Annotated in this window: 27 protein-coding genes, 1 pseudogene and 1 other annotated feature; of the genes and pseudogenes, 4 read left to right on the forward strand and 24 right to left on the reverse strand. The window is 42.1% G+C overall.

Annotated elements, in window-relative coordinates; all coding sequences use genetic code 11:
* Nucleotides 1-204: 204 nt before the first annotated feature.
* Nucleotides 205-1326: a competence protein CoiA gene (gene coiA / locus ACQVGT_RS14510; protein ID WP_236822450.1), complete on the reverse strand. Its 1122-nt coding sequence runs from the start codon at nt 1324-1326 to the stop codon at nt 205-207.
* Between the two features lie 73 nt (nt 1327-1399).
* On the opposite strand from coiA, the pseudogene ACQVGT_RS14515 reads away from it, so the two are divergent.
* Nucleotides 1400-1514, forward strand: a pseudogene (locus ACQVGT_RS14515) (hypothetical protein); the annotation flags it as partial.
* 2 nt (nt 1515-1516) lie between these two features.
* Here the strand turns inward: ACQVGT_RS14515 and mecA are convergent.
* Nucleotides 1517-2173 carry an adaptor protein MecA gene (gene mecA / locus ACQVGT_RS14520; protein WP_015383354.1) on the reverse strand — a complete coding sequence of 219 codons (657 nt, stop codon included), beginning with the start codon at nt 2171-2173 and terminating at the stop codon, nt 1517-1519.
* A complete protein-coding gene (locus ACQVGT_RS14525) occupies nt 2140-2280 on the reverse strand; it encodes a hypothetical protein (protein ID WP_119122854.1) in 141 nt (46 codons plus the stop codon). The genes mecA and ACQVGT_RS14525 overlap by 34 nt, the downstream gene beginning before the upstream one ends.
* A gap of 169 nt (nt 2281-2449) precedes the next feature.
* Between ACQVGT_RS14525 and ACQVGT_RS14530 the strand changes: the two genes are divergently transcribed.
* On the forward strand, nt 2450-3106 hold the full coding sequence (locus ACQVGT_RS14530; protein ID WP_015483086.1) for a TerC family protein: 657 nt from the start codon (nt 2450-2452) through the stop codon (nt 3104-3106).
* A gap of 42 nt (nt 3107-3148) precedes the next feature.
* Here ACQVGT_RS14530 and spx read toward each other — a convergent pair whose 3' ends face one another.
* The 8 genes from spx to oppA all read right to left on the reverse strand — a co-directional run bounded on the left by spx (nt 3149) and on the right by oppA (nt 11388).
* Nucleotides 3149-3544, reverse strand: a complete 396-nt coding sequence (spx, locus tag ACQVGT_RS14535; protein ID WP_014476435.1) for a transcriptional regulator Spx — start codon at nt 3542-3544, stop codon at nt 3149-3151.
* Nucleotides 3545-3724: 180 nt separating this feature from the next.
* A complete protein-coding gene (locus tag ACQVGT_RS14540; protein WP_015383352.1) occupies nt 3725-4300 on the reverse strand; it encodes a GNAT family N-acetyltransferase in 576 nt (191 codons plus the stop codon).
* Nucleotides 4301-4463: 163 nt separating this feature from the next.
* On the reverse strand, nt 4464-5681 hold the full coding sequence (locus tag ACQVGT_RS14545) for an MFS transporter (protein WP_080030656.1): 1218 nt from the start codon (nt 5679-5681) through the stop codon (nt 4464-4466).
* 105 nt (nt 5682-5786) lie between these two features.
* Entirely contained in the window at nt 5787-6704 is a 918-nt protein-coding gene (gene oppF / locus ACQVGT_RS14550; RefSeq protein ID WP_003245567.1) for an oligopeptide ABC transporter ATP-binding protein OppF, read from the reverse strand.
* 1 nt (nt 6705) lies between these two features.
* Nucleotides 6706-7782, reverse strand: coding sequence for an oligopeptide ABC transporter ATP-binding protein OppD (gene oppD, locus ACQVGT_RS14555; RefSeq protein ID WP_077670618.1), 1077 nt, complete (start codon nt 7780-7782; stop codon nt 6706-6708).
* A gap of 4 nt (nt 7783-7786) precedes the next feature.
* Nucleotides 7787-8704, reverse strand: coding sequence for an oligopeptide ABC transporter permease OppC (oppC, locus tag ACQVGT_RS14560; RefSeq protein ID WP_003232954.1), 918 nt, complete (start codon nt 8702-8704; stop codon nt 7787-7789).
* 3 nt (nt 8705-8707) lie between these two features.
* Complete coding sequence (gene oppB, locus ACQVGT_RS14565) at nt 8708-9643, reverse strand: oligopeptide ABC transporter permease OppB (protein WP_003245554.1); 936 nt, start codon at nt 9641-9643, stop codon at nt 8708-8710.
* A 107-nt stretch (nt 9644-9750) separates the two neighbouring features.
* On the reverse strand, nt 9751-11388 hold the full coding sequence (gene oppA, locus ACQVGT_RS14570) for an oligopeptide ABC transporter substrate-binding protein OppA (protein WP_015252360.1): 1638 nt from the start codon (nt 11386-11388) through the stop codon (nt 9751-9753).
* Between the two features lie 470 nt (nt 11389-11858).
* Nucleotides 11859-12073 (forward strand) — a binding site (T-box leader).
* A gap of 58 nt (nt 12074-12131) precedes the next feature.
* On the opposite strand from oppA, the gene trpS reads away from it, so the two are divergent.
* Nucleotides 12132-13124, forward strand: a complete 993-nt coding sequence (trpS, locus tag ACQVGT_RS14575) for a tryptophan--tRNA ligase (protein ID WP_015483084.1) — start codon at nt 12132-12134, stop codon at nt 13122-13124.
* Between the two features lie 34 nt (nt 13125-13158).
* Here the strand turns inward: trpS and ACQVGT_RS14580 are convergent, their stop codons facing one another.
* The 9 genes from ACQVGT_RS14580 to fabH form a co-directional block, all read right to left on the reverse strand.
* Nucleotides 13159-13911 carry a YjbA family protein gene (locus ACQVGT_RS14580; RefSeq protein WP_003239298.1) on the reverse strand — a complete coding sequence of 251 codons (753 nt, stop codon included), beginning with the start codon at nt 13909-13911 and terminating at the stop codon, nt 13159-13161.
* A 205-nt stretch (nt 13912-14116) separates the two neighbouring features.
* Nucleotides 14117-15031, reverse strand: a complete 915-nt coding sequence (opp4C, locus tag ACQVGT_RS14585; RefSeq protein WP_015383348.1) for an oligopeptide ABC transporter permease — start codon at nt 15029-15031, stop codon at nt 14117-14119.
* Between the two features lie 15 nt (nt 15032-15046).
* Entirely contained in the window at nt 15047-15997 is a 951-nt protein-coding gene (locus tag ACQVGT_RS14590; RefSeq protein WP_041056500.1) for an ABC transporter permease, read from the reverse strand.
* Nucleotides 15998-16075: 78 nt separating this feature from the next.
* Nucleotides 16076-17704, reverse strand: a complete 1629-nt coding sequence (locus tag ACQVGT_RS14595) for a peptide-binding protein (RefSeq protein ID WP_015383346.1) — start codon at nt 17702-17704, stop codon at nt 16076-16078.
* An 87-nt stretch (nt 17705-17791) separates the two neighbouring features.
* Nucleotides 17792-18781, reverse strand: a complete 990-nt coding sequence (gene appF / locus ACQVGT_RS14600) for an oligopeptide ABC transporter ATP-binding protein AppF (RefSeq protein WP_015383345.1) — start codon at nt 18779-18781, stop codon at nt 17792-17794.
* On the reverse strand, nt 18778-19764 hold the full coding sequence (gene appD / locus ACQVGT_RS14605; protein ID WP_015383344.1) for an oligopeptide ABC transporter ATP-binding protein AppD: 987 nt from the start codon (nt 19762-19764) through the stop codon (nt 18778-18780). Before appD ends, appF begins: the two co-directional genes overlap by 4 nt.
* A gap of 192 nt (nt 19765-19956) precedes the next feature.
* On the reverse strand, nt 19957-20742 hold the full coding sequence (locus ACQVGT_RS14610) for a DUF2268 domain-containing putative Zn-dependent protease (protein WP_015383343.1): 786 nt from the start codon (nt 20740-20742) through the stop codon (nt 19957-19959).
* A 75-nt stretch (nt 20743-20817) separates the two neighbouring features.
* Entirely contained in the window at nt 20818-22059 is a 1242-nt protein-coding gene (fabF, locus tag ACQVGT_RS14615; RefSeq protein WP_003244890.1) for a beta-ketoacyl-ACP synthase II, read from the reverse strand.
* Between the two features lie 22 nt (nt 22060-22081).
* Nucleotides 22082-23020 carry a beta-ketoacyl-ACP synthase III gene (fabH, locus tag ACQVGT_RS14620; RefSeq protein ID WP_015483083.1) on the reverse strand — a complete coding sequence of 313 codons (939 nt, stop codon included), beginning with the start codon at nt 23018-23020 and terminating at the stop codon, nt 22082-22084.
* Between the two features lie 164 nt (nt 23021-23184).
* Between fabH and yjzB the strand changes: the two genes are divergently transcribed.
* Nucleotides 23185-23421 carry a spore coat protein YjzB gene (gene yjzB, locus ACQVGT_RS14625; RefSeq protein ID WP_015383342.1) on the forward strand — a complete coding sequence of 79 codons (237 nt, stop codon included), beginning with the start codon at nt 23185-23187 and terminating at the stop codon, nt 23419-23421.
* A gap of 29 nt (nt 23422-23450) precedes the next feature.
* On the opposite strand, the gene comZ is transcribed toward yjzB, so the two are convergent.
* The 4 genes from comZ to ACQVGT_RS14645 form a co-directional block, all read right to left on the reverse strand.
* Nucleotides 23451-23642, reverse strand: coding sequence for a ComG operon transcriptional repressor ComZ (gene comZ / locus ACQVGT_RS14630; protein ID WP_003224559.1), 192 nt, complete (start codon nt 23640-23642; stop codon nt 23451-23453).
* A 14-nt stretch (nt 23643-23656) separates the two neighbouring features.
* Nucleotides 23657-24610 (reverse strand): transcriptional regulator Med, encoded by a 954-nt coding sequence (med, locus tag ACQVGT_RS14635; RefSeq protein ID WP_014476425.1) that lies wholly within the window; start codon nt 24608-24610, stop codon nt 23657-23659.
* Nucleotides 24611-24699: 89 nt separating this feature from the next.
* Nucleotides 24700-25257 (reverse strand): hypothetical protein, encoded by a 558-nt coding sequence (locus ACQVGT_RS14640; RefSeq protein ID WP_015383340.1) that lies wholly within the window; start codon nt 25255-25257, stop codon nt 24700-24702.
* Nucleotides 25258-25338: 81 nt separating this feature from the next.
* Nucleotides 25339-26073, reverse strand: a complete 735-nt coding sequence (locus tag ACQVGT_RS14645; RefSeq protein WP_015483082.1) for a hypothetical protein — start codon at nt 26071-26073, stop codon at nt 25339-25341.
* Nucleotides 26074-26202 lie beyond the last annotated feature (129 nt).

The raw sequence follows: 26202 nt of genomic DNA on the forward strand, positions 1-26202 counted from the left end.
TCAAGCCAATTGAAAAAACAGCTGTTTCTCAATAAACTTGTGTTGTGAATATCTTCCGGTTTTTCACTGCCTTTTGTCAAATTATATGCAGTAATGAAGAGAACGAATGCCAAAAAAGCAGTAAAAACACGAAAAACCTTTCCTTTTGTGCCTTTCACAGCCTGCCCACCACCTTTGTCTTAGGGTGAGCCAAATAAGACAAACTCATTCTATAAAACAGCTGCGGTCTCTTTCTATGAGATCCTGCATTGAGTGTATGCCACTTGCAGGCTGATTCAGCACATATACTTCTTTCTGAGTCTCCCTTAAAAATCCCTTCTTGCACAAAAAATCAATATACTGTTTAACCGCTTCTGAAAGACACTCTTCGCTGCATTCAAACCTGAGTGCAATGTTCTTATTATGAATGTGCAGTTTGCACTGCTGCAAAACGGCTGAAAAACGAATTGGCGCACGTTTACCTCCAAGATCCGTCATAAACAAATAAAGAAACCCCTGCCACACAAAAACCGGACTCTTAAAAACTGCCCCTTTACTAACAGGAACAAACACTTCAGTCGGCAGAAAAGAAAAAGGCGTCTGCCGTTTCTCATAAAACAGCAGCCTAAGGCGATTTATTTCCTTTGAGTTAAACCGATGTGGTTTATGGCGAAAACGGTGAATCGCTTTCGTCCAGCCTGAATATTGAATTGAGGGTTTCGGTTCAGTGAAAAAAAGATCGTCTACACCTGCCCGATGGATAGGGATCGTTTGGACTGAGGAATAAGAATGGTTTGTGTAGAATGGTATGATGTGGCTAAGCCGGAGAAAAGAACGCCTTTCAGGACAATAACATATCAGTTCTCTGTATGGACTTGCATTGATAAACTGCCAATGAAAAGCTGAAAGCTGATAAAAGGACGAAGCAGTCCGTTTTAAGCGGCTGTATCCCATAATCCACTGCGGGATGATTCCTTCTTGTTTGAAGCCCTCTGTCAGCTTCTGAAAGACATTTGGTGCGATAGTGGCGCATTGATATTCAACAGCAAGCATATGCTCCTTGATCCTTGCCATGACGTCCGGTCTTTGGTTGATGGTCCTTATATACGGCTCCAATATTGGTGAAGCCCGTTGCGTTTTCAGCCATACATACAACTGTCTTTTTCCTTCTAAGTGGTAGGCGCTTTCCGGTTCGATATCTATGGAGCAGGACTTGTTCTGTTTATGGGCAAAATGCGGCGCTTTTTGAAGTCCGAGCTTCACAGCTAGCTCTCCCCCGCATACCGGACAGAAGAACCGTCTCCGCTTTAATTTCTGGTTTTGCTGAGCGCCTAGAAGGTGAAACATTTGGCCGTCTTCAGTCACAGCACTAAACAATTGTCATCTCTCCTTTCCAGATGAAGTATACTTTCTGGAAAAGATGATCAACTCCTGTTCGCTGTATTTCTGCTTGCCTATATGTTTTTGATTTTTCACATCTCTAAAATGGCATTTTCGTGCATAAAAAAAAAACCGATTTCCGGAAGGAAATCGGTTTTTATGATGCAAAGTGTTTTTTTATCGTTTCTAGAGCATGCTCTGAAATAATCAGCTTGCCGTACTCTTCAAGACGGTGTATGCTGATTGAGGATTCAGTTGCGTACTCCAGCAGGATGCTTAGCTGATTTTCAACCTCTTCATCAGTCATATTGCAAAAATCTACATATAAATAATATCGGTTCTCAAACGAATATAAAGTCGTTTTGCTTCCGTTAACGTTCAAATTAGATAGAGAAATAACATCCTCAAAATCGCCAAATCGCAAGACAAATTGAAGCTTTTGCTCCTTCTCTTCCTGATTGACAGCTTGCTCTTCTTTCTGGAAATCATCCAGCAAGGCGTCAAGATCCTCAGATGCTGGTTCTTGCTTTTTATCCTCAGGAATCGGCAGTTCGAGCTTTTGTCCGTCTTTGGAAAGCTGGGCTTTTGTGACGATGATTTCTAATCCTTTGTCCAGTGCCTGAACTTGAATCCAAAGTGGGCCTTCCACAGCGAATTCCTCTTCTTCATGAACTTCATCCATGACTTCCCAGAAAAGTTCTTCACTGCGCTCACGGTTATACCAAATTTCTTCTCTGTCAAAACCGCGATCTTCAATATCTCCGTAAGACATATAAAATTTTACTGTATGCTCGTTAATTCTTTCAATTTCCATTTGCCAACCTTCCCTTCTATATAAGATGTTGAAGGGACATCTAAGCTCCCGATTAATTGTACTTTACTACACTTTACCCATTCCGTCCACATCTTAACCTTAACCAAGGCCAGCGTGAATTCCTTTGTATTTCTATTTTATGATAAAACAGTCACAAAAGAAATAAAAATGCACCTTTGCCTAAAAAACGGCAGATCAGGCGGCTGATATCATAAAATATGACCTGTCTCATATAGTAGTAGTACAAGCGAAGGACTGAAAGCGAGGTGCCGCTTCATGGAACATGACTATCTGATTTCTCTGCTTGTCATTGTTGGGATTGACCTGATCCTCGGCGGAGATAATGCGGTTGTCATTGCCATGGCCAGCAGACATTTGCCGGACAAGCAAAGACAGCAGGCCATTATTCTCGGAACATTTATTGCCGTTGCCATGAGAATAGGATTAACAAGTGCAGCTGTATATCTTTTGAACATTCCGTTCTTGCAGTGCGCCGGCGGAATTTTCCTGCTGTATTTAGGATATCAGCTGCTGATTGAAAAAAAAGACACGAAGCACATTAAAAGCACCACTTCCCTGTGGAGAGCGATACGAACGATTGTGCTTGCAGATCTCTTTATGTCGCTGGACAACGTCATCGCAGTTGCGGGAGCATCACACGGTGAGTTTTCTCTCGTTGTTATAGGTTTGTGTGTATCGGTTCCGGTTATTATTTGGGGCAGCAAACTCATCCATATTGCACTAGAGAAAATACCGCTTCTGATTTACGCGGGAAGCGGGCTGCTTGCTTATACTGGCGGAGAAATGATTGTCAGAGACAAAAAGCTGTCTCTTTTTATGGCGCAGCACGGCACAGTCGAAACGCTCCTCCCCATTTTGACGGTTGCGTTTGTCATCCTTGCGAGCATTTATTACCAGCAGGTTGAAAAATAAAAGAAGGCTGATCACTCAGCCTTCTTTTGATGATACGATCTATTAGTTTGCCAAACGCTGTGCTTCTCTTAATTGGAAAGAGCGAACTTTTCTAGGCAGGAAACGTCTGATTTCGTCTTCGTTATATCCGACCTGCAAACGTTTTTCGTCAATGATGATCGGACGGCGAAGCAAACCTGGGTGCTCGTTGATCAAGCGGTACAAATCTTGCAGCGGCATAGATTCAACGTTCACATTCAGTTTTTGGAATACTTTTGAACGGGTTGAGATGATTTCATCTGTTCCATCCTCAGTCATTCGAAGAATTTGTTTTATTTCATCAATTGATAAAGGTTCAGAGAAAATGTTTCTTTCTACAAATGGAATATCGTGCTCCTCGAGCCACGCTCTCGCCTTTCTGCATGAAGTACAGCTTGGTGATGTGTATAGTGTAACCATTCATCTTCACTCCTCTAATTAGTAGGATGAACATCTATTTTATTCTTAAATTGAAATTACTCTAAAAAAGGAATCTTTACAGGTATTATACTATAAAAAAGTAAGTGTGAACAGTATCCTAAGAAAAAAATGTGTCAATCCAGCAAATTTTTAATGTTCATGATATGTTCTAATTCTCAATTAGCTTAACTGATCGAAAATATTTTTTTGTTTTTCTTCAATGAGTTTCAGGACTTCATCCGTTTTTTCGTACGATTCCCCGTACCATTTCTCGTCTTTATAAGTATGAATGTTTTCATATGTCTGTTTCATGGCTTCAAGAATTTCTTCTTCTGATTCTGTTTTTGGTGACCAGTACAGAATCTCCATCTTGTTTACTTCATTCGTAGCCAATGACCGGCGCCGGTACCCAATTGACTGAGCATGCTTGAAATGCTCTCTTTGATAAAACCTCAGGCGTTTTTCTGTATCAGTATCATCTTCATCCACAGGTTCCACCTCGAGCAATATGGGCTTATTTTTCTTTTTCAGCTTCGCGATCAATTTGCCGCCAAGCCCCTGCCCTCTTGCATCCTTAGACACATACAGATAATCAACGAAGATAAAAGAATCGAATTCCGCAAACATTAAAATATGATGTTTGCCTTCATCTTTATGATAAATATCGCTTCGCTCTTTCAGAAGAGCTTCCATATGCGCTTTTGATTTCATTTCTTCAATTGGAAAGTACTCGCTAAGCTTTTCATACCAGTTCATTGATTTGCTCCTTATGAGTTCGTTGTCGTCATACTTTTAGATATACCCCATTTCTTCTTGTTTAAACAGCCTTACATCTATAAAGACGTGCGAACTTCCGCCATGGTTTCATTTTTTTTCAGCAAAAACGGAGCCAGCTGCTCCGTTCATTTTGAATTGTTTCTCATTGAACTCGATTTTCCCGCCTGTAATGAACCAGGCGGGGCTGCGCCAGTGCAATCAGAAATGTCATGATATATAATGCAGCAGCCGCGATAAAAGCTATTTTCGCACCAGCAGCATCAGCCACTAGCCCCATAATGGAGTAGGTGACGCCTGACCAAGGAGTCAAAATCGCATTTTTTGCAGCCATGATTCCGATTCGTTTCTGCTCGGGAATAACCTCCTGCAGCATGGTTTCCTGGCAAATATCACGCACCTGATAAAAAGGCCCCATTGCAGCACAAGCCAGAGCGCATAAGAATGGGACTGGAGAAAATGAAAACAAAAGGGTCAGCGCCGACATTACAAGCGAGCTGAACATAATGGCATAGCCCATATTCCGCTCAAAAAAAGAAGAAAAACGAATGGCAATCACACTGCCGACAATTGCGCCTATAAAATAGGAAGCGTTAAACATCCCCCACCACACCTCTGTTTCATGCAAAACAGCCGCAGTAAATGCGAGGAGAATAGCAGATGACCATACGGAACCCGCCAAAGCTTCTATCATGTCCATTACAGTAATGTCTCTTACAATAGGGATGATCATTAAATCCTTCCATATACTTCTGGCAGATGCTGTTTCAGCAGTTCCTACAGCCTCTTCTTCATTTACATGCAGCACACTGATGGAAGCACCCGATAGAACAAACAGGCAAATGGCAGTGCCGACAACGAGTTCAAAAGGGACGGCGTACGTCAGAAGGCCTCCAAGGCCCCAGCCTGCTGTTAAGAACAATTGATTCGAGAGGGAGATCACACCATTCGCTTTTACATATTGCTTCTTTGGAACAATAATCGGCAGCAGCGCAAATCTTGCTGGCTGAAAAAAAGCGCCCGCGAAGGAAAAACAAAACACAAACAGCAGCGTAATCCAAAAGAATGCCTGTCCGTGATGAGTGACGCTGTATGCCATCAGTATTGTAAAGACCGCTCTCAGCAGATTCGCTCCCGCAAGCACCTTTTTAAAACCGAGAATGCGAAGCACCGGCGAGACGCAAAAGCTTGCTGCTATACTCGCAAACGACATGAACGATAAAATAAGGCCCGCCAAAAAAACGGAGTCAGTCATTTGATAGACCCGGACCATTAAAACGATTGTGACGAGGACTCCTGCTAAAGATTGAAAAGATTGAGACAGCAATAGCGCAAAAACATTTTTGTTATGCAGAAATTGAATCGTATTTCGCCTCCGCTTTTTCCTCTAATTGTAAATGATATCATTCTCACTTTCTATGAAGACGCAAAAAAATCCTTCAAGAGATTCTCTTGAAGGATTGATGAATCATGAAAAAGCTTTAAATTCGGCTTCCGTGCACATCACAAAATGTCCCGGTTTGACTTCACGGAATTCCATCGTTTCCCCATCCTTTAATTGATGGACGGACGGATCATATTTCTGGCGGACGCGATTTCTCTCATAGTCCGGATCTGGAAGCGGAATCGCAGAAAGCAATGATTTTGTATATGGGTGAAGCGGATTCTCATACAGCTCATCTGCCGGCGCAAGCTCAACCAGTTTCCCGAAATACATGACTCCAATGCGGTCACTAATGTATTTGACCATCGATAAATCGTGGGCAATAAACAGGTATGTGAGCCCTTTTTCTTTTTGCAGTTCTTTCATTAAATTCACGACCTGCGCTTGAATGGATACATCCAAAGCGGAAATCGGCTCATCCGCGATAATGAATTCCGGATCAACAGCAAGCGCTCTGGCAATCCCGATTCTTTGGCGCTGGCCGCCGGAAAATTCATGCGGATAGCGGTTCGCGTGTTCCTTGTTTAAACCAACTGTTTCCAATAGTTCATGAACCCTCTGCATCCGCTCTTTTTTCGTTTTCGCCAGCTTATGAATATCAAGGCCTTCAGCAATAATATCAGCAACTGTCATTCTCGGATTCAGGGATGCATAGGGGTCTTGGAAAATCATCTGCATTTTGCGGTTGAATTCCAGCAGCTTTTTCCGCGATTTTCTCCCGTGCACATTTTCACCGTTAAACAGCACCTCACCATCGGTTGCTTCGTACAGCCGGATAATGCTTCGGCCTGTTGTCGATTTACCGCAGCCAGATTCACCAACCAGCCCTAATGTTTCACCTTTATAGATATCAAATGATAAATCATCTACAGCCTTAACCGTGCCCCTCGGCGTGACAAAGTGCTGTTTTAAATGTTTGATTTCTAATAATTTTTCAGTCAATTCATTCACCTTCTCTCACTAAGACAGGTTTTTCATACGTATTTGCCAGTTTACGCATTTTCGCTTTTACCGCTTCAGGCGGCTCTACCTTTGGCGCATCAGGATGAAGCAGCCACGATTTTACATAATGAGTATCGGATACCTTAAACATTGGCGGCTCCTGTTCAAAATCGATTTTCATCGCATAAGAGCTCCGCAGGGCAAAAGCATCTCCTTTTGGCGGGTTTGTCAAATCAGGCGGCGTGCCCGGAATTGCAGTCAGCTCTTCCTCTCCTGAACTTTCCAGTGTCGGCATGGATGCAAGAAGCCCCCAAGTGTATGGATGTCTCGGATCGTAGAAAATTTCGTCTACCGTACCGGTTTCTACAATCTGTCCCGCGTACATGACAGCGACCCGGTCAGCAACGTTAGCCACAACACCAAGATCGTGTGTGATAAAGATGATGGACGTGTCAATTTTCTTTTGCAAATCCTTCATTAATTCCAAAATTTGCGCTTGAATCGTTACATCAAGAGCAGTTGTCGGCTCATCGGCGATCAGAAGCTTCGGATTCGCTGCAAGCGCCATGGCAATGACAACCCGCTGTCTCATCCCGCCTGAAAATTCATGCGGAAATTGGTTCACCCGCTTTTCCGGCATTGGGATACCGACTAATTCCAGCAGTTCAACCGCGCGTTTTTTAGCCGCTTCCTTCGAGATCTTCTCGTGTTTAAAAAGCACTTCCGTAATTTGTTTACCGACCTTCATCGTTGGATTTAAAGAGGTCATCGGATCTTGGAATATCATGCCGATCTCTTTTCCCCGGACATTTTGCATTTCTTTTTCGGACAGCGGCACTAGATCCTTTCCTTCAAACAGGATCTCACCGCGTTTGAAATAACCCGGAGGCATTGGAATCAGCTTCATAATCGCTTGAGAGGTTACACTTTTTCCGGAACCTGATTCTCCAACAATGGCCAGCGTCTCTCCTTTATCCAGATGGAAATTCACTCCGCGGATTGCCTGGACCTCTCCGCCATATGTTTTAAATGAAATTGCTAAATCTTTTACTTCTAATAGGCGTGTCACCCGTATCACTCCCTTATTTACGTAACTTAGGATCCAATGCGTCTCTTAATCCGTCGCCGACAACGTTAAAGCCAAACATTGTAATGCAGATAAATCCGGCAGGGAAGAATAAACGCCACGGATAATAGGTCAATGCAGGCAATCCGTCAGAAGCCATCGTTCCCCAGCTTGCCAGCGGAGCCGGAACACCAAGTCCCAAATAGCTTAAAAAGGCTTCTGTGAAAATCGCAGTAGGAACTGTCAGTGTCATCGTGACCAAAATAGAACCCATTGCGTTTGGCACGATATGTTTAAACAGAAGACGGGATGTTTTTGCACCCAGTGTCTGTGAAGCAAGCACATACTCCTGATTCTTCAGCTGCAGCACTTGTCCGCGCACGATTCTGGCCATATTAATCCAGCCTGTAATCGTCATGGCAATAATAATCGTAAATAGACCTTTCGGAAGAACAACCATCAGTAAGATAACCATTAATAATGAAGGAACTGCCCAAAGGATATCAGCGATACGCATCATGATTTCATCCGTTCTGCCTCCGCGGAAGCCTGAAATGCTCCCCCAAATGACGCCGATCAGCAAATCAAGAACAGCAGCTGCAACACCGATAAAGATTGAGATTCGCGCCCCTACCCATGTACGGACGAAAATGTCCCGTCCAAGATCATCTGTTCCGAACCAGTGATCTTTTGAAGGCGGCTTATCCGCATTTAAGAGATTAGTAGTTGAATAATCATACCTTGAGAACATCGGCGCAAAAATTGCCATAAGGATAATAAGTACGATAATGATAAGCCCGACCATTGCAAGCTTATTGCTGCGGAAGCGAAGCATCGCATCTTTCCAGAGGGAAAGGCTCTTTTTACTTATTTTTTCTGCATCGCCGGCATTCGCTGCGGCTGGTTCAAACATGTTTTTTGGAATGTTCTGCATGGCCTAGGCTCCTTTCTTTGCTTTGGAAAGCTTGATTCTTGGATCAATAATGCCGTATAACACATCTACGATTAATACACACAATAGCAAGATGACACTGAAGAACACCGTTACACCCATAATGACCGTATAATCACGGTTTGTAATACTGTTGACGAAGTGTGCACCAAGCCCCGGGATCCCAAAAATGGTTTCAATAATGAAGCTCCCCGTTAAGACCTGTGCGGCCATCGGGCCCATATATGTAACAACCGGCAAAAGCGCGTTTCGAATGGCGTGCCGCACTGTAACCGCTGGACGAGACAGCCCTTTCGCTTTCGCTGTGCGGATATAATCACTGTTTAACACTTCGATCATGCTTGAACGGGAAAGTCTGGCAATAAACGCCATCGGCATGGAAGCAAGTGCGATTGAAGGCAAAAAGGTGTATGCCCAGGAATCCCACCCCGCGACCGGAAACAGCCCAAGCTTCATGGAGAACACATATTGCAGAACAGCCGCCATGATAAAGCTCGGAACCGAAATACCAAATATCGTTAAAATCGCGACGGTATAATCCTGCCACTTATTATGGTAAAGGGCTGCAATGACCCCAAACAATACACCTAACGCTAAAGCGAGGAGAATAGCTTCTGCTCCAAGAGTAAATGAAACGGGGAAACCTGAACTGATCAGGTCGTTAACACTCTGACCTTTATATTTAAATGACGGTCCGAAATCCCACATTGCAACTGATTTCAAATAACTGACGTATTGTACAAACAACGGCTTGTCCAAGCCATAATGCGCATTTAAATTTGCTTCAATTTCAGGCGGAAGCTTTTTCTCACCTGAAAATGGCCCGCCCGGTGCTGCTTGCATTAAGAAGAATGTCACAGTTACAATCACAAATAGTGTGATAATCATATAGACTAAGCGTCTTCCGATATATTTTAGCAAGGGGGAACACCTCCATGGTTTTTACATTTTTATACTCCATCAGTAAGAAAGGTATATGGGGCTTTTCTCCCCATATACCTTGAGGTCTTTTATTTTCAGACGTAGCCTTATTTAAAATATGCGTTTCTGAAATAAACCTCACCAGTACCTGGCATGATAACACCTTTTAGGTTTTCATCCTGTACCCAAGTATCAGTATAGAAATAGATTGGGGCAACCGGCATTTCATCAATGAAAATACCTTCTGCTTTTTTCAGCAGCTCTGCACGTTTTGTTTTATCTGTTTCAGTTTGTGACTGATTCAGAAGCTTTTTGAATTCTGGATTTTCCCAGCCTGTATCGTTATTTCCTCCGTTTTTGTCACGGAACAATTCAAGGAAGTTGATAGGATCATTGAAGTCGCCGAGCCAGCCCATACGGCCGATTTGATAATCTTGGCTGTGGAGCTTATCAATATAGACATTCCACTCTGAGTTATCAAGCTCAACATCAACGCCTAAATTTTTCTTCCACATTTCTTGTACTGCTTGAGCGATTTTCGCGTGTGCGTCATCAGTGTTGTAAGACAATTTGATTTTTGGCAAATCAGATGCCTTGCTTAAGCCCATTTCTTTCAGGCCTTTATCAAGGTATTCTTTTGCTGTTTTGACATCATTGTCTTTGAAGTATCCTTCTTTGTTATCCTCAAATCCCTTCATTGTAGGCGGCACTGCAGCCATTGCCGGGATTTGCTCTCCTTGCGTAACGTTTTTAACAATCGACTGACGGTCAAGCGAATATGTTAAAGCTTTACGGATATTTACGTTGTCTAATGGCTTAGCTTCAGTGTTGAATTTGTACCAATACACACCTGCAATCGGCTCAACATGTAAAGAACCGTCTTTTTTCAGGGTCGGCAGGGATTCTGTTGGAAGCTGTCCGAGCGGCATACCGGCCCAATCAAGTTCGCCAGCTTGGAATTTTTTCAGTTCCGTATTGTTATTGTTGATCATAACCATATCGATTTTCTTCAGTTTGACTTTGTCTTTATCCCAATACTGGTCATTTTTTTCGAGAGTAATAGAACCGCTGTGTTTCCATGCCGTCATTTTGAACGGTCCGTTTGATACATAATCATCCCCGGCATTTGTATTCCACTTTTTATTTTTCTCTGCAATTTTCTTGTTGATCGGCATATACGTATAGAACGCAGTTAATTCAGTGAAATATGGAGTCGGGTTATTTAATTCAACCTTCAGCGTTTTGTCATTCACAGCTTTTACTGCCACATCATCTAGGCTGCCTTTGCCGGTATTCGCCGCTTCAGCACCTTTTATGTAGTAGAGCTGGTAAGCGTATTGTGATTCGTTATTAGGATCAAGCGCCCATTTCCAAGCATATTCAAAATCTTGTGCTGTTACAGGGTCTCCATTAGACCATTTCACACCATCACGAATGGTAAATGTATATGTCTTTCCGTCCTTGCTCGTTTCAATTTTAGAAGCCATGCCTTCTTCAGGCTCACCATCTGCATTGATACGTGTCAATCCTTCAAAAGTCTGACGGATGACACCGCCTGATACTGAATCATTTGCCAATCCCGGATGTAAGGAGAACGGCTCAGTTTTAATATTAATGTTAAGTGTCGTCTTTCCTTTACTGTCCTTTTTCCCTTCACCATTTGATCCGCTGCCGCCAAAGCCGCACGCGCTCAGCACGAGAGTGAAAATGAGCATCAACGTGACAATCGACCAACGTTTTTTCATATTCGCAAACCCCCTAATAATAATTTTCAGCTCCTTACGGCTAAATCCTCAGAAATATCAGACAAATGAACCTGAGTTTCCACAACTTTTATTCTGTTCCGTCTTTTCTGATTATTTTTGTAAAAAAGCTGTAACAATAGAGTGAACAAGTTCATTATAATGAAACAAATAATTTATTGCAATATTATTTTATCAATTTAAAATATTTAAACTTCGTTAGTTTTTCTTCCATGAACATAATATCCTTCTACCATTTAAAGCATAAATTGATTAAAAACTTTTTCATGTGTTTTCTGCCCATATTGCTTTTTACATATAATATCTGCCTGTTTTTCCGCTGATAGCAGTTATCATTTAAGGATTTTACAACACGCGTGTTATTTATATTATTACAATTTTACTGGAAAAAAGAATGTTTTTTCATGATGACAATTGGTTATAATTGATTTATAATGAAGCAATCAAAAGAAAAGCTTGCTATGAAAAAGAGTAGTACACATTTCACCTGTTTGAAGAGAGTCTGCGGTGCTGGGAGCAGATAACGGGCAATGTGGAATGGACTTTGGAGCAGCTGACCGAACTGGAAAAAAGTAGGCTCAGCCGGAGCAGTCTCCGTTACAAACGTCAGAGTGATTCCATTTTAATGGAATAATCAGGGTGGTACCACGGTTCATTCGTCCCTTTTTTACAGGGGATGAATGAGCCTTTTTTATTATGTTTTAAGAAATGAGGTTGATGTTTTCATGAAACAAACGATTTTTTCAGGCATTCAGCCAAGCGGCTCAGTGACGCTCGGCAACTATATCGGTGCAATGAAGCAGTTTGTCGAACTGCAGCATGATTATAACAGCTATTTTTGCATCGTGGACCAGCATGCGATAACTGTTCCTCAAGACCGGCTTGAGCTTAGAAAGAATATCCGCAATCTCGCAGCGCTTTACTTAGCTGTCGGACTTGATCCAGAAAAAGCAACATTGTTTATTCAATCAGAGGTCCCCGCGCATGCGCAGGCCGGATGGATGATGCAGTGTGTCGCATATATCGGCGAGCTTGAGCGGATGACTCAATTTAAGGACAAATCCAAAGGCAATGAAGCTGTCGTCTCCGGCCTGTTAACATATCCGCCGCTGATGGCCGCTGATATTCTGCTGTACGGAACGGATCTTGTACCTGTCGGCGAGGATCAAAAGCAGCACCTTGAGCTGACGCGGAATCTTGCAGAACGATTCAACAAAAAATACAACGACATCTTTACGATTCCGGAAGTGAAAATTCCAAAAGTCGGTGCACGTATCATGTCTCTGAATGATCCGCTGAAGAAAATGAGCAAATCTGATCCGAATCAGAAAGCTTATATTACCCTGCTGGATGAACCGAAGCTTCTTGAAAAGAAAATCAAAAGCGCTGTGACAGATTCTGAAGGCATTGTGAAATTTGATAAAGAAAACAAACCGGGCGTTTCCAACCTTCTTACGATTTATTCAATCCTCGGCAATACGACAATTGAAGAGCTTGAAGCAAAGTACGAAGGAAAAGGCTACGGCGAGTTTAAAGGTGATTTGGCAGAAGTCGTGGTGAACGCATTAAAACCGATCCAGGACCGCTATTATGAGCTGATAGAATCTGAAGAATTAGACCGGATTCTTGATGAAGGCGCGGAACGAGCGAACCGGACAGCAAACAAAATGCTGAAAAAAATGGAGAATGCCATGGGTCTTGGAAGAAAAAGACGCTAATCAAAAAACCGCTCTTTGCAAAGAGCGGTTTTTTTCAGTTTACCTTTGATTCGTTTTCCATTTCCCAAAGCTTTTCGAAAAAAGGCTGACCTTTTATTAGGTTTTCGCAAAAAGCTAGGTGCTTGTCCGACCAGCCTTCAATTGTTTCGTTATACAGCATGTCCCAAATCTCTTCAAAGCTCATCCTTTTGATTTGTTCATACATATGCGGATTCCACTCTGTGTACCAGTAGCCGATTTCAGCCCGGTTTTTCAGCCCTTTTAATTGGTCAAGCGCCATAAACATCAGCTGCTTGATTTGCCGTTCTTTTCTAGTCAGTCCTCTGACATGTTCTGGTGCTAATGATAATATGTGATATTCCTTGGAGGATTCCAGCTTCTTTGGCTCAAATTCATATGTTTCAGGCTCTACATCTTTCACCATTTCATAAACGAGCTGCTCCTGTCTTGGGATCAGACGGCTTTTTCTGACAGGGATCGTGTAGCCGATCGTGTCGACAGCTAAAATGCCGATTCCGTCTGTTACGACAAAACAATACTCAAGCTTTGTCCGCTCATGATTTTTCCGAATGTACGATTTCTGATGTACGTCTTCAAGCAAACCTTTCGGAAGCTCTGACAAATCGTTTTCTATGTAATGAAACAGTACTGACGGCACCCTTAGCAGCGGCACCTGATCCAAAAGCTCAACCGTATCTTCCTTGCGCCATTCGTGAAAGTGGCATACATTGTAGCCATTTTCTTCCCCTTCAAACCAATTGACCCACACATCATGAAGAAATAACATCTCTAACCCCTCACTTTTATAAAAACTGTTGTCCACAGTATAGGCAAGGGATAGAGAAATTATTCCAAAGAGATTGAGGAAATCTGGAATCACTAGTTTTATGTAAGAATCACAAAAAGCAGATCTCTTTGTATATTTTCTGACAAAAGGAGACCTGCTTTTTTTCTGATTTGGTGATATTTTATAACAGATATGATATTCATTTTTATTTAATATTTTTCGGGTCAAGCGCATCCCGCAGGCCATCACCGACAAAGTTGAAGCATAAAACGGTCATTAAAATAAATAGCCCGGGAAATAACGGGTACCACCATGCTTGAATCATTAATGTAAAGTTTTGAGCATCCTGAAGCATGTTTCCCCAGCTAGCGATTGGCGGCTGGATACCGAAACCCAAATAGCTTAGCGTTGATTCAGCTAGAATGACACTGCCTACTTTTAGAGTAGCGGAGACAATAATTGGTCCAATACAATTCGGTAATATATGCGAAAAAATAATTTTGTGATTTTTTGTGCCTATTGTTTTAGCAGCCAATACAAATTCCCTTGACCTTAGAGATAAAAACTCACCTCTGACTAGTCTCGCTGTTGTAGTCCAACCCGTCAAAGAAAAAATCAAAATTAACTTATCCATTCCGGGTTGAAAAATTGTAACCAAGGTAATAAGCAGAAAAATATCAGGAATAGATAAGACTACGTCGACAGCCCTCATTAATACAGCATCTACTATTCCTTTAAAGTACCCTGCTACAGCTCCAACAACCGTACCTATAGTAATCGCACCAATTACTGAAGCAAAACCGACTAATAAAGACACACGAGCTCCATATAACACCCTTGTAAATATATCTCGCCCAAATTTATCCGTTCCCATTAGATTTTTAGGGCTTGGCGGCTTCAGTTTGTTTAAAAGTGATTGACTCTCAGGTGAGTAAGGCGCAATAAAAGGGGCAAAGACTGCCATTAAAATAATAACTGTTAATATGATACCCCCAACAACAGCAAGCTTATTTTTGAAAAATTTCTCAAAAAAGATCCTAGTCATTGTTTCTGGTTTTTTTCTAATATTTTCTTTTAGCTTTACCTCATTAGAGGGAGCCGCAGTGTTTGGATGTGCCATATGTGTCTCCCCCTTTTAATATTCAATTCTCGGATCAACTAATGCATACAAAATATCTGCAATCAAGTTCCCCAGTACAACCAAAACAGCAGAAATTACAGTCATGGCCATAATAACCGGATAATCTCGAGAGAATGCCGAATCAATAAATAACTTCCCTAATCCCGGCCAAGTAAAAATCTGTTCAACTACTACAGCACCGCCAATAAATGAAGGGATCATCAATCCGAAAATTGTAATAACAGGCAGAAGGCCATTTCTCAATCCATGTTTGAAAATAACTTTATTTTCCTTAAAACCTTTTGCACGAGCTGTTCTAATATAATCCTGTTTTAATACATCGAGCATACTAGATCGAGTATAACGAGTAATACCTGCCATATCAGCAGTTGCTAAAACAAACGCAGGTAAAATTAAATGATGGAGCCTGTCAATAATGCTAAAGTCAGCGTTTAAAGTGCTGACACCCCCCGTAGGAAACCAGCCGAGATTTACGGAAAGAACCATTATAAGAATTAATCCGAACCAGAAATTTGGTATTGCCAGCCCTAAAAATGACGTGACAGTTATACCATAGTCAAGCTTAGAATAAGGGCGTTTTGCAGAAAGAACACCGAAGGGAATTGAAATCAGAAGAGCAACAAGAGTTGAAAAAACCATAAGCACCAGAGTATTCGGTAAACGTGAAAGGATTAGATCGGAAACTGGTGTCCCCTTTTTTACAATAGATGTCCCAAAGTCGCCTTGGAGCATATTTCCTAGCCATTTTAAGTATTGAACAGGTTCTGGATCATTGAGCCCGTACTTTTCAATAAATTTCGCTCTGTCAGCTTGGCTGATTGTCGGATCCATCATAAGTGACATCGGGTCACCTGGCGCCGCTTTCATTATCGCAAATGATAAAATTGTAATGCCCAAAAGAATTGGCAGAGACATTAATGTTCGACGAACAATATATGTAACCATATTCTTGTCCCCTTTTCTAAAATAGGATAAAGAGGAAAGGATGCTTGCTTGATCCTCCCCTCTCTAGGGATTTAATTATTATTGTTCAAGCCACCATTTTTCAATATGATATAGATCATTTTTCGGATGGAATACATATCCATTCATGTTTGTCGGGATTGCCCTATGATAATTGTAATAAAACAGGAATGAATAAGGCTGATCCTCAGCAATCAATTTATAGATTTCTTCATATTTTTTCTGATATTCTTTTCTATCTGTAATAGACTTAGCTTCTTCTAAAAGTTTATCGACTTTGGGATTCTTATACCATATGTTGTTTAATCCGTTCTTAGATTGACTGGAGTGGAAAATCGAAAATTGATCTGGGAATGTAGCCAAGCTCCAACCGAGCAGTAGTGCATCATAATCCCAATTCGGTGCGCTTGTTTGTTCAATAAGAGCACTAAATTCTACAATTTGCGGTTTTGCTTCAATTCCTACTTCTTTAAGTTGCTGCTGAACAACAACTGCTAAATCCTCCCGAATCTTATTACCCTGGTTAGTTTTAATGGTAAATGAAAATTTCTTTCCGTCCTTATCAAGGTAACCGTCTCCATCTGTATCTTTCCATCCTGCTTCTTCCAAGAGCTTTTTAGCCTTTTTAGGATTGTAATCAAATGTAGGTACATCACCTTTTGGATAGTTCCAAGAAAGCGGACTTTCAGGAACATTTGCAACTTTACCATCACCGTTTAACACCTGATCTACCATTGCTTTTCGATCAAGTGCATACGTAAGAGCTTGGCGGACTTTTTTGTCTTTAAATAATTCGTTTTTTTCATTCCATCCAATATAGCTGTAGTTCAAACCAAGATCTGATTTAACTTGCACATTATCAAATGTTTTAACTGTCTCAAAGTCTGTGCCTGGTACAACAAAGAAGTCAATATCTCCAGCTTTTAATTGAGCAACAGCTGCATTAGAATCAGGAATCGTCTTAACTGTCACTGTATCTAAATACGGTCTTCCGCCATAATAGTCATCATTTGCTTCAAGTTTTACATAATCGCCCTTCTTCCATTCAACAAACTTGAATGGACCCGAACCAATTGGATTCTTCCTGTTAAATTCATTTTCTCCTAAATCTGCAACTGGCACTTTCCCTAAAATGTGTTTAGGCAGAATACCGTAACTGTCTAAAACAACATTGTAAAAATACGCATCCTTTTTCTTTAATTTAAATTCAACTTCATAATCACCTTTTTTTGTAACAGATTTTAGTGATTCAAAACCAGAACCCCGTTCACCATTATAGTCCTTGTTTAAAGGGATGCTATAAGTGAAAACAACGTCATCGGCTGTAAGTTCTTTTCCATCATGGAATTTTACACCTTTTCTAATTTTGACATCATAAGTCAGGCCATCTTTGGATTCCGTTACTTTCTCAGCTAAAGCAGGTTTCACATTTAGTTTTTCATCCGTTTCTAATAATGTACTATAGATCATCCCTTCAATATCTGAACTGGAAACGTCTGTAGAATAGAGTGGATTAAACAACGTTGGCTCCCCAGTTGAACCAACAACCAAATCCCCGCCTTGCTGCGGTTTGCCTGTGGATTTTTTCTCGCTGCTGTTGCTTGATTTTGATCCCGAGCAGGCTGATAAAAAAATGGCCAGAACCATCAATACACTTAGCATCATCAGTGCGGTTTTCCGTCTTTTCATTAGATATTCCCCCTCTTGAAATGTTCGTTCTTCTCAGCTGTTGTTTATGTAGTGTGCATACCCCCTCTCAAAGCTGTGCGGGCAACATTAGCTATAAAGGTGACAAGCCACAAAGTGGCTGGGAGCAGCTTCTTTAAATTCTGGTATTTGTTCCTTGCATATCGGTTTTGCAACAGGACATCTTGTGTGGAATACGCAGCCTTTTGGCGGGTTGGCCGGACTTGGCAGTTCTCCCTTCAGGACAATGCGTTCACGTTTGACAGATCCTCTTTTTCTTGTAACCGGAACGGAGGATAAAAGCGCTTGGGTATATGGGTGAAGCGGGTTGTCATAAAGCTCATGCTTGCCGGTTAGTTCCATCATTTTGCCAAGATACATTACTCCGACTCTGTCGCTGATATGGCGGACGACACTCAGATCATGAGAGATAAATAGATACGTAAGATTAAATTCTTCCTGTAATTCCTCCATCAAGTTAATCACTTGGGCCTGAATGGATACATCAAGTGCGGAAACCGGCTCATCTGCAATGATCAGCTCTGGATTCAAAGTGAGTGCTCTGGCAATGCCGATCCGCTGACGCTGGCCGCCTGAAAACTCATGGGGATAACGGCTGGCAAACGACGGGTGAAGCCCTACTCTTGCAAGCAGCTCTTCAACTTTTTCGTTTCGTTCACGTATGGTATACATGTTGTGCGTATTAAACGGCTCCTTTATGATGGAACGCAGGGTCTTTCTCGGGTTTAACGAAGCAAATGGATCTTGGAAAACCATTTGAATATTTTTGCGGACACTCTTCCGCAGCTTCTCCTCTGACAGATTGGAAATATCCTGCCCTTTAAAAAGAATTTGGCCCTCTGTCGGTTTGTACAGTCTGATCATCGTTCTGCCGGCAGTCGATTTTCCGCAGCCCGACTCTCCAACGATTCCGAGTGTTTCTCCTTTTTTTAACGAAAATGAAACACCATCCACCGCTTTTACATCACCGACTTTTCTTTGAAAAAGGCCTGACCGGATCGGAAAGTATTTTTTTACGTCACGAAGCTCTAAGATTGTTTCTTGATTAGCTGCTGTCATGATTGTTCGGCACCCTCTTCCTCATATAAAAAGCATCTCACCGTTCTTCCGCTTTTGTGTGTCAAAAGCGAAGGCTGATTTGTCCAGCACTTATCCATAGCTTTCGGGCACCTTGGGGCAAAACGGCACCCCGGCGGCAGATTATCCGGTGTAGGCACACTGCCTTTAATCGCATTTAATTTATCAATCTCTCCATCTATAACAGGAATTGACGTAAGCAGGCCTTCTGTATACGGATGAAGCGGTTCTAAAAATAAGTCATCAACGGTAGCGTTTTCTACGACTTGTCCGCAGTACATGACAATTACTCTATCGGCAGCCTCAGACACGACACCTAAGTCGTGTGTGATGAGAAGAATCGATGTATTGAACTTCTGACAGAGATCTTTCATGAGCTCCAGCACCTGGGCTTGTATTGTCACATCCAGCGCTGTCGTTGGTTCATCGGCAATGAGCAGTTTAGGATTACAGCTCAGTGCGATGGCAATCATCACCCTCTGTCTCATACCGCCGGACAGCCGATGCGGGTACTCCTTCATAATTTGCTCCGCCCGGGAGAAACCGACCATCTGCAAGAGTTCAACAGCTCGTTGATGGGCTTCTTTTTTCTTCATGTTTTTATGGTAAATCAGCACTTCGGTAATTTGTTCTCCGATTGTTAACACCGGATTAAGGGAGGTCATTGGTTCCTGAAAGATCATGGATACTTCGTTACCGCGGATTTTGCAATAATCGTTTTCAGTGAATGAGGTGAGGTCTTTGTCTTCGAGTTTAATAGAGCCGTCCATGATTTTTCCGCCTGAGCTTTGGACGAGGCCCATAATTGATAAAGAAGTAATGCTTTTTCCGGAGCCCGATTCACCTACAAGCGCGACGGTTTCGCCTTTGCTGATGTGAAAATCGACTCCGTCAACCGCAGGGATCGGCTCCTTTTTCCTGAAAAAATAAGTCTTTAAATTATTCACTTCTAAAAGTGTGCTCATGCTAGCTCCCCTTTCCCCCCCTCTTGTCGTCAAACGTTTTCAAGAGAAAGCAATCCCCTTATTCAGAAATAATAAATAATATTGAATTATCGAAAAATTTTATAGTTGTATATTATTACAATCATTTTGCAAAATCAAGAATTTTTTAGGATAAATGTAATATTATTAATGAAATTCCATTATTTTATCCTTTTAAAGCATTGCATCCAAAAAGGTTTCAGCAGGAATGGACAGTCCGTCTGCGGCGCTTGCCTTGCTGGCGGTTAAATATTTTTTTACAATATTGAATCCAACTGCGTATCCAAGCATTTTCGGCTGATATCCTTTGCCGAATAACAGCTGGGGAAATAATCGATTATCCCGTTTGATATCCCGATGGGGCGCAATCTTTTTTTCATATAAAGACTGAAGCTGTTCCGGTGTATACCAAGTCGTCCATTCAGCCGTTTGACTTCGGCCAAACCTCTCATAAACAGCATATTCCGCCAGCCCTTCCATGATGATTGTATCAAGTAATGTGACATCCTTTTCCTCTTTTGTCAGATGACCTAACCGGCAAACGTGATGATACTCATGCGTCATAAGGGCAGATACCGACCCAAAATCTAAATCTGACGAAAGAAAAAGGAACATTTTGTCTTGAAAGGCGAGTCCTGATTTTGATCCGAATTCTAAACGGATTCTCCTGTTTCGTTCATCAACCGGCAGCGTGACAATTGGTACATCAGGACCTTGCCATTTGTTTTTGAGGTACTGTTCTTCCTTTTGGATATGTCCGTAAAAACCTTTTTCCTTCAGCTTGGAAACAGTCTGAATACCCTCTTTTATGTTTTTAAACATCCCATGATGCTGAAGGTGTCCCAGAATGCCCTTCCAGTTCTTTTTCTCCGCACCTGAAAAAAGCGGGATAATGTAATGCGCCAAATCATCTATTGAATCAGCCTTCCTGAGCCAGCTATATGTTTGTTCTACACTCATGTGATCGCCTCCTCTTTTAATCCTATGCACACAAAAAAAACCGGCTACCCTTTAAGGGCAGCCGGTTTGGCTTGATTATGATTGATATTTCTTAAAGATTAATGTTGCGTTGTGTCCGCCGAATCCTAATGAGTTGCTGAGAACATAATTAAGTTCCTGTCTGCGGGCTTCATCAGGCACATAATCCAAATCACATTCTTCGTCAGGTGTTTGAATATTGATTGTCGGCGGAATCACGCCTTCTTTAATGGCCAGGATAGAGAAAATGGCTTCAATACCGCCGGCTGCTCCTAAGAGGTGGCCTGTCATCGATTTTGTAGAGCTTACCGCAAGTTTATGCGCATGCTCACCGAAAACGGTCTTAATCGCCATTGTTTCGTATTTGTCGTTGTAATACGTGCTTGTCCCGTGAGCATTGATGTAATCAATTTCCTCAGGTGCAATGCCTGCATCTTTAATGGCTTCTTGCATCGCTCTCGCTCCGCCTTCACCGTCTTGGGCCGGTGCTGTGATATGATAAGCGTCTCCGGTTGAGCCGTAGCCGACAATTTCTCCGTAAATTTTAGCGCCGCGGGCCAGGGCATGCTCAAGTTCTTCAAGAACGATAATCCCTGCACCTTCCCCCATGACAAAGCCATCACGGTTTTTATCAAACGGGCGACTCGCTGTTTTCGGATCTGGATTAGTAGACAGCGCTTTGTTGGCACTAAAGCCGGCGAATGACATTCTTGTCAGCGGCGCTTCTGTTCCGCCTGTGACCATCACGTCTGCATCACCACGCTGAATAACCTTAAACGCGTCACCGATGGAGTTCGTTCCTGTAGCACATGCTGTAACCGTACAAGAGTTCACCCCTTTTGCTCCTAATGCAATAGAAATCTGGCCTGTCGCCATGTCAGGAATCATCATTGGCACGAAAAACGGGCTTACCCGCCTTGGGCCTTTTGTTAAGAAGATTTCAAATTGAGACTCTAGTGTTTCAAGTCCTCCGATACCGGAGCCTACCCAAACACCGACTCTCGGCGCGATTTCATCGGTAATGTTAAGATCTGCATCTTCAACCGCCATTTTCGCAGCCACAACCGCATATTGTGTAAAGCGGTCCATTTTTCTGGCTTCTTTTTTATCCATATAATCTTCAACATTAAAATCTTTTAATTCAGCGGCAACTTTTGCCGGATATTCTTCAGCGTCAACACGAGTGATCGGACCGATTCCGGACACACCGTTGATTGCGTTATTCCAACTTGTATCGACGTCGTTGCCAAGTGGAGATAATGCTCCAAGTCCTGTAACAACTACTCTTTTTTTAGTCATCTTGTGTGCACCTCACCTTTTTTTATCGGCCCCAGCGGATAGCAATGGCGCCCCATGTTAGTCCTCCGCCGAACCCTACCATAACGACCACATCGCCGTCTTTGATTTTACCGGCTTCCAATTCTTCTACAAGAGAGATCGGAATGGATGCGGCAGAAGTATTTCCATATTTATGAACAGTTTTAGACATCTTTTCGACAGGAAGCTCTAAACGCTCGCGAGCAGCTTCCATGATACGGATGTTCGCCTGATGCGGAATCAAAAAGTCGACATCCTCTTTTGAAAGTCCGGCTTTTTCAATGACATTTACGCATGATTCTCCCATTTGGCGGACTGCAAATTTGAAAACTTCTCGTCCATTCATGATTGTATGTCGTTTTTCATTCAGATACAAGTGCTGACCGCCTGTGCCGTCGGCTCCTAGTTCAAATGAAAGGATTCCTCTGTCATCACTGACAGGTCCGACTACCGCAGCGCCTGCTCCGTCTCCAAACAGAACGGCTGTATTGCGGTCTTCCCAGTCGGTAATGCTTGAGAGCTTCTCTACACCGACAACTAGAACATGCTTGTAGGTTCCGGATTCAATAAATTGTTTACCGGTTACAACCCCGTACATGAAGCCCGCACAAGCCGCGCTGATATCCATAGCACACGCTTTCTTCGCGCCGAGCTGTTCTTGAATCATACAAGAGACCGTAGGAAATGACTGATCAGGTGTAACAGTTGCAACCAAGATCATATCCAGATCCTCAGCAGCCACTTCAGCTTGTTCCAGCGCATTTTTCGCTGCAGCAAGAGCCATATGTGATGAAAACACATCATCTGCTGCGATTCTTCTTTCTTCTATTCCTGTTCTTGTACGAATCCACTCGTCAGAAGTTTCAACCATTTTTTCAAGATCATGATTTGTTAAAACCTTCTCAGGAATGTAACGTCCAACACCAAGTATTCCAGCTTTCATAAGGGAAGACTCCTTTATATCTTAAATTTAGAAGATCAATCAGGTTGTGATCAATTATTAGTATCAGGTACTAATTCTATCCTATTTTTTTTCACATGGCAATATATTCGTCTAAACTATCAGTTCATCTTACTCATAGAGTATGGTATATGGAAAGGAGGCGTATGCAGTTGGATGTGTTTTCAAGAATGATGTTCGGCGATGCAGCAAAACCAACAGAAGAGAAGGAGGAACAGCAAGAGGAGGTTTCTCAGGTTTCTCAGACAAACGACGAAGAGACGATTAATTACATGCATATTATGGACCAAATCGGTTCAATTATGAACTCTCTTGATCAAATCAAGCCCGCTTTAAAGGAGCTTGCGCCCATGCTCTCCGCTATTAAAAAGAAAATCATGTGAAAAGCCACTTTCAAAAAAGTGGCTTCTTCTTATTCTGTTTCAGATTTAGCGTCAGACTTGCCAAGCTCATAAGCTTCCGCCATTACCGTTGTAAACAGATTCATAAACGGCTGTATGGCCTCCATTGAGAGCTCAATGCCTGATTTCTCAAGCTGTTCTTTCGCTTCAGGGAGATATTTCATGGCAATTTGCAAGAATTCAAGTGATTTTTCGTGCTGCATGTGACGTCACTCCATTACTCGTTTTTTGGCAGCTCGCCTGTTTTGTTGTATGTTTTGATCAGCTTGGCGATTCTTTGCTGAAAGTCTTTGTCGACGAGCGGGCTGAATGTTCCCATCTCAACGACTCCCGTATTCAGGTCGTAGTAATGATCGCCGCCCTCAAGGGTGCCTTTATTAAATTGTTCAGCAATGATTTCATAGGCCTTGTCCACATTTTGCACCGTGCTGGTTAATACGGTATTCTCGCCCAGATCCGATTGATCTGTGACGTAGCCAATGGCATAAAGACCGTCTTTTTTGATTTGCTGAATAACAGGAACATTATACCCGTCTCCGGCGGGATACACAACATCCGCGCCTTCGTTCTTCATTTTCTGATAAAGCTTTACTGCTGTTGTATCATCATCCCAATGATCCGTATATTTCGTATTTACCTCTATATCCGGATTTTCATACTTGGCCCCTTTGATAAAACCGTCAACCTCAGGCTGCCACGTAAAGGAGGCAATTACACCGACCTGATTCGTTTTCGACATATGGGCAGCAGTCATTCCTCCAAAAAAGCCCATTGCTTCCCCGCTAAAATGGACACTCGTTACATTATCAGCTTTCGCTTTCGCATTGGAAATGACGAATTCCATATCTGGATAATCTTCGCCGACCAGGTTAAACACCTCAGCATATTCACTCCCATGGCCGTAGAGCAGATTGACGCCCCTCTTATGAAAATCCTCAATCGCATTTATGATATCTTCTTCTGTTTTAACGCCTTCTTTATAATAGACGTCCACATTGTATTTGGATTGTATATTCAGTAATCCTTTATACCCTTTTGTGCCCCATACGAGGTCATTAATCGTATCAGGAAAGAGCATGCCGACCTTCTCAATTTTTCCTTTGAACGGAGTTTGTCCACATCCACTCAATAAAAGGAGGACAGAAAAGATCATGACAAGCCTTGTGATCAAGTCATGTTCAACTCCTTTTGACAAGCTATAACATGTATTATTTTATACGTTTATTGTATCTAGAAAACTCGAAACATGGAAGGTTTTTCTTAATATTTGTCGAAAATTGATGAAAATTGTCTTTTCCACTCGATAATTTTTGTTTTTGCTTCTTCTTTTGAGGTTTTCTCTGTGACTTGCAATTCAAAAAGCTGATCTTTGCTATGACCGATTGGTTCTAACAGGAATCTCAGCAACTCGTCAGCGACGTCATTTGTATAATAGCCGTCTTCCTCTGTTTCTTCTTTCCATGGCCCATACATTTTCGGCAGGATCACGGTTTTTTCCGAGCCTGTTTTTTCACGTTTTTCCCATTCTTTTCGGTCTTCTTCATATACTAAAATATAAGGAGAATCATATTGGTCTAAAGGCAAAAAACTTCCGAACTGGATACAAATTGTATCATAATTTTGGTCTCCAATGTGTTCAAGCTGGCGAAAGAGTTCATTTCTCCCAAGCCACATGAGTCTTTCTTCTAAGTACATTTGTCTCATTTTATCTTCTGTTTCCGCCAGAACAACGTCAACATGTATGCCTTCATCCATCATTCGCTCACATAATGAAAGGCCGAAAAATTCGTCCGCACCTACAATCAGCGTTGATTCCATTGCATCTGCCGCCCTTCCGGTTTTTCATTTCCCAAAATAAAACAGCCTCCGCAAAAGAGAAGGCTGTTGTCATTATATTCTCTATAATTCTTTTTCATGACTGTGAAAGAATTTGCAAATTGATGCATAAATTCTGCTTGGATGCTCAAATAAATGAAATGTCATGTCGACCGGTGAGCCTTGCTTTTGCTGTTTTTCCTTGAAAACTTCTGCATGTACACTGTAGGGATATGGAGATCCGGTCATACGCTGCCATATATGAACCGGTACGCCGCTCGGGTAGCTTTGAATTGTTTTATAACGAAGCGCTTCCGCTTCTTTTTCAGAAATTCCGTAGCTTTTCGAAACTTCTTTCAAAAATTGCTTATAGAAAAATTTATTTTCTTTTTCCGATTCATAATGTGCCTGAAGATCGAGACAAGGATTCAACATTGCGGCTGAGCGGATATGATCCGGGGAAAAACGAAGCAGTTCATCGGCCACGAGAGCACCCATGCCTTCTGCTAATATATGAATCTTCGGATTGAGGATTTCCTGCTTCAGCACAGAATGTATCAGCTGTTTGGCATAGGTGACTGCTTTTTCCGCCCCCCAATGCCTTCCGAACAGATTGCTGTTAAAAAGAGTATATCCTTCATTCCTCAACATGCTCAGAAGCTGATTTCTGCCGTAATGCTGCTGCCAAAAGCTTGAATCATGTCCGACAAAGTGGGTTCTGTCCCCCAAGATAAAGATGCCGAAGCCGTTCGGGCGATAGGGCAGATGAATGACATTATGCTCCGTTCCCAGTTGAAAGTATCTTTCCGTTATTCCCATCGCTTGCCCGCCTCCTTTCACACTTCATCTCACGCTATCTTATGTAAATAGAAAAGAAACGAATAAGGTAAAGTCCTAGCCTTTTACATTTTTGGCTATTATACTGATTGACGTTTTTTATATTTTACC

The organism is Bacillus sp. SCT118 (assembly GCF_058566435.1).

Bases quoted from the DNA above. Each gene is read 5' to 3' on its own strand.
- comZ (WP_003224559.1), bottom strand. From the start codon at position 23,642: ATGCAGCACGAAAAATCACTTGAATTCTTGCAAATTGCCATGAAATAT.
- ACQVGT_RS14595 (WP_015383346.1), bottom strand. From the start codon at position 17,704: ATGAAAAGACGGAAAACCGCACTGATGATGCTAAGTGTATTGATGGTT.
- ACQVGT_RS14590 (WP_041056500.1), bottom strand. From the start codon at position 15,997: ATGGTTACATATATTGTTCGTCGAACATTAATGTCTCTGCCAATTCTT.
- ACQVGT_RS14645 (WP_015483082.1), bottom strand. From the start codon at position 26,073: ATGGGAATAACGGAAAGATACTTTCAACTGGGAACGGAGCATAATGTC.
- coiA (WP_236822450.1), bottom strand. From the start codon at position 1,326: ATGTTTCACCTTCTAGGCGCTCAGCAAAACCAGAAATTAAAGCGGAGA.
- oppA (WP_015252360.1), bottom strand. From the start codon at position 11,388: ATGAAAAAACGTTGGTCGATTGTCACGTTGATGCTCATTTTCACTCTC.
- appF (WP_015383345.1), bottom strand. From the start codon at position 18,781: ATGACAGCAGCTAATCAAGAAACAATCTTAGAGCTTCGTGACGTAAAA.
- fabH (WP_015483083.1), bottom strand. From the start codon at position 23,020: ATGAAAGCTGGAATACTTGGTGTTGGACGTTACATTCCTGAGAAGGTT.
- yjzB (WP_015383342.1), top strand. From the start codon at position 23,185: ATGCAGTTGGATGTGTTTTCAAGAATGATGTTCGGCGATGCAGCAAAA.
- ACQVGT_RS14640 (WP_015383340.1), bottom strand. From the start codon at position 25,257: ATGGAATCAACGCTGATTGTAGGTGCGGACGAATTTTTCGGCCTTTCA.
- trpS (WP_015483084.1), top strand. From the start codon at position 12,132: ATGAAACAAACGATTTTTTCAGGCATTCAGCCAAGCGGCTCAGTGACG.
- ACQVGT_RS14580 (WP_003239298.1), bottom strand. From the start codon at position 13,911: ATGTTATTTCTTCATGATGTGTGGGTCAATTGGTTTGAAGGGGAAGAA.
- ACQVGT_RS14610 (WP_015383343.1), bottom strand. From the start codon at position 20,742: ATGAGTGTAGAACAAACATATAGCTGGCTCAGGAAGGCTGATTCAATA.
- mecA (WP_015383354.1), bottom strand. From the start codon at position 2,173: ATGGAAATTGAAAGAATTAACGAGCATACAGTAAAATTTTATATGTCT.
- opp4C (WP_015383348.1), bottom strand. From the start codon at position 15,031: ATGGCACATCCAAACACTGCGGCTCCCTCTAATGAGGTAAAGCTAAAA.
- ACQVGT_RS14530 (WP_015483086.1), top strand. From the start codon at position 2,450: ATGGAACATGACTATCTGATTTCTCTGCTTGTCATTGTTGGGATTGAC.
- spx (WP_014476435.1), bottom strand. From the start codon at position 3,544: ATGGTTACACTATACACATCACCAAGCTGTACTTCATGCAGAAAGGCG.
- ACQVGT_RS14540 (WP_015383352.1), bottom strand. From the start codon at position 4,300: ATGAACTGGTATGAAAAGCTTAGCGAGTACTTTCCAATTGAAGAAATG.
- appD (WP_015383344.1), bottom strand. From the start codon at position 19,764: ATGAGCACACTTTTAGAAGTGAATAATTTAAAGACTTATTTTTTCAGG.
- oppC (WP_003232954.1), bottom strand. From the start codon at position 8,704: ATGCAGAACATTCCAAAAAACATGTTTGAACCAGCCGCAGCGAATGCC.
- fabF (WP_003244890.1), bottom strand. From the start codon at position 22,059: ATGACTAAAAAAAGAGTAGTTGTTACAGGACTTGGAGCATTATCTCCA.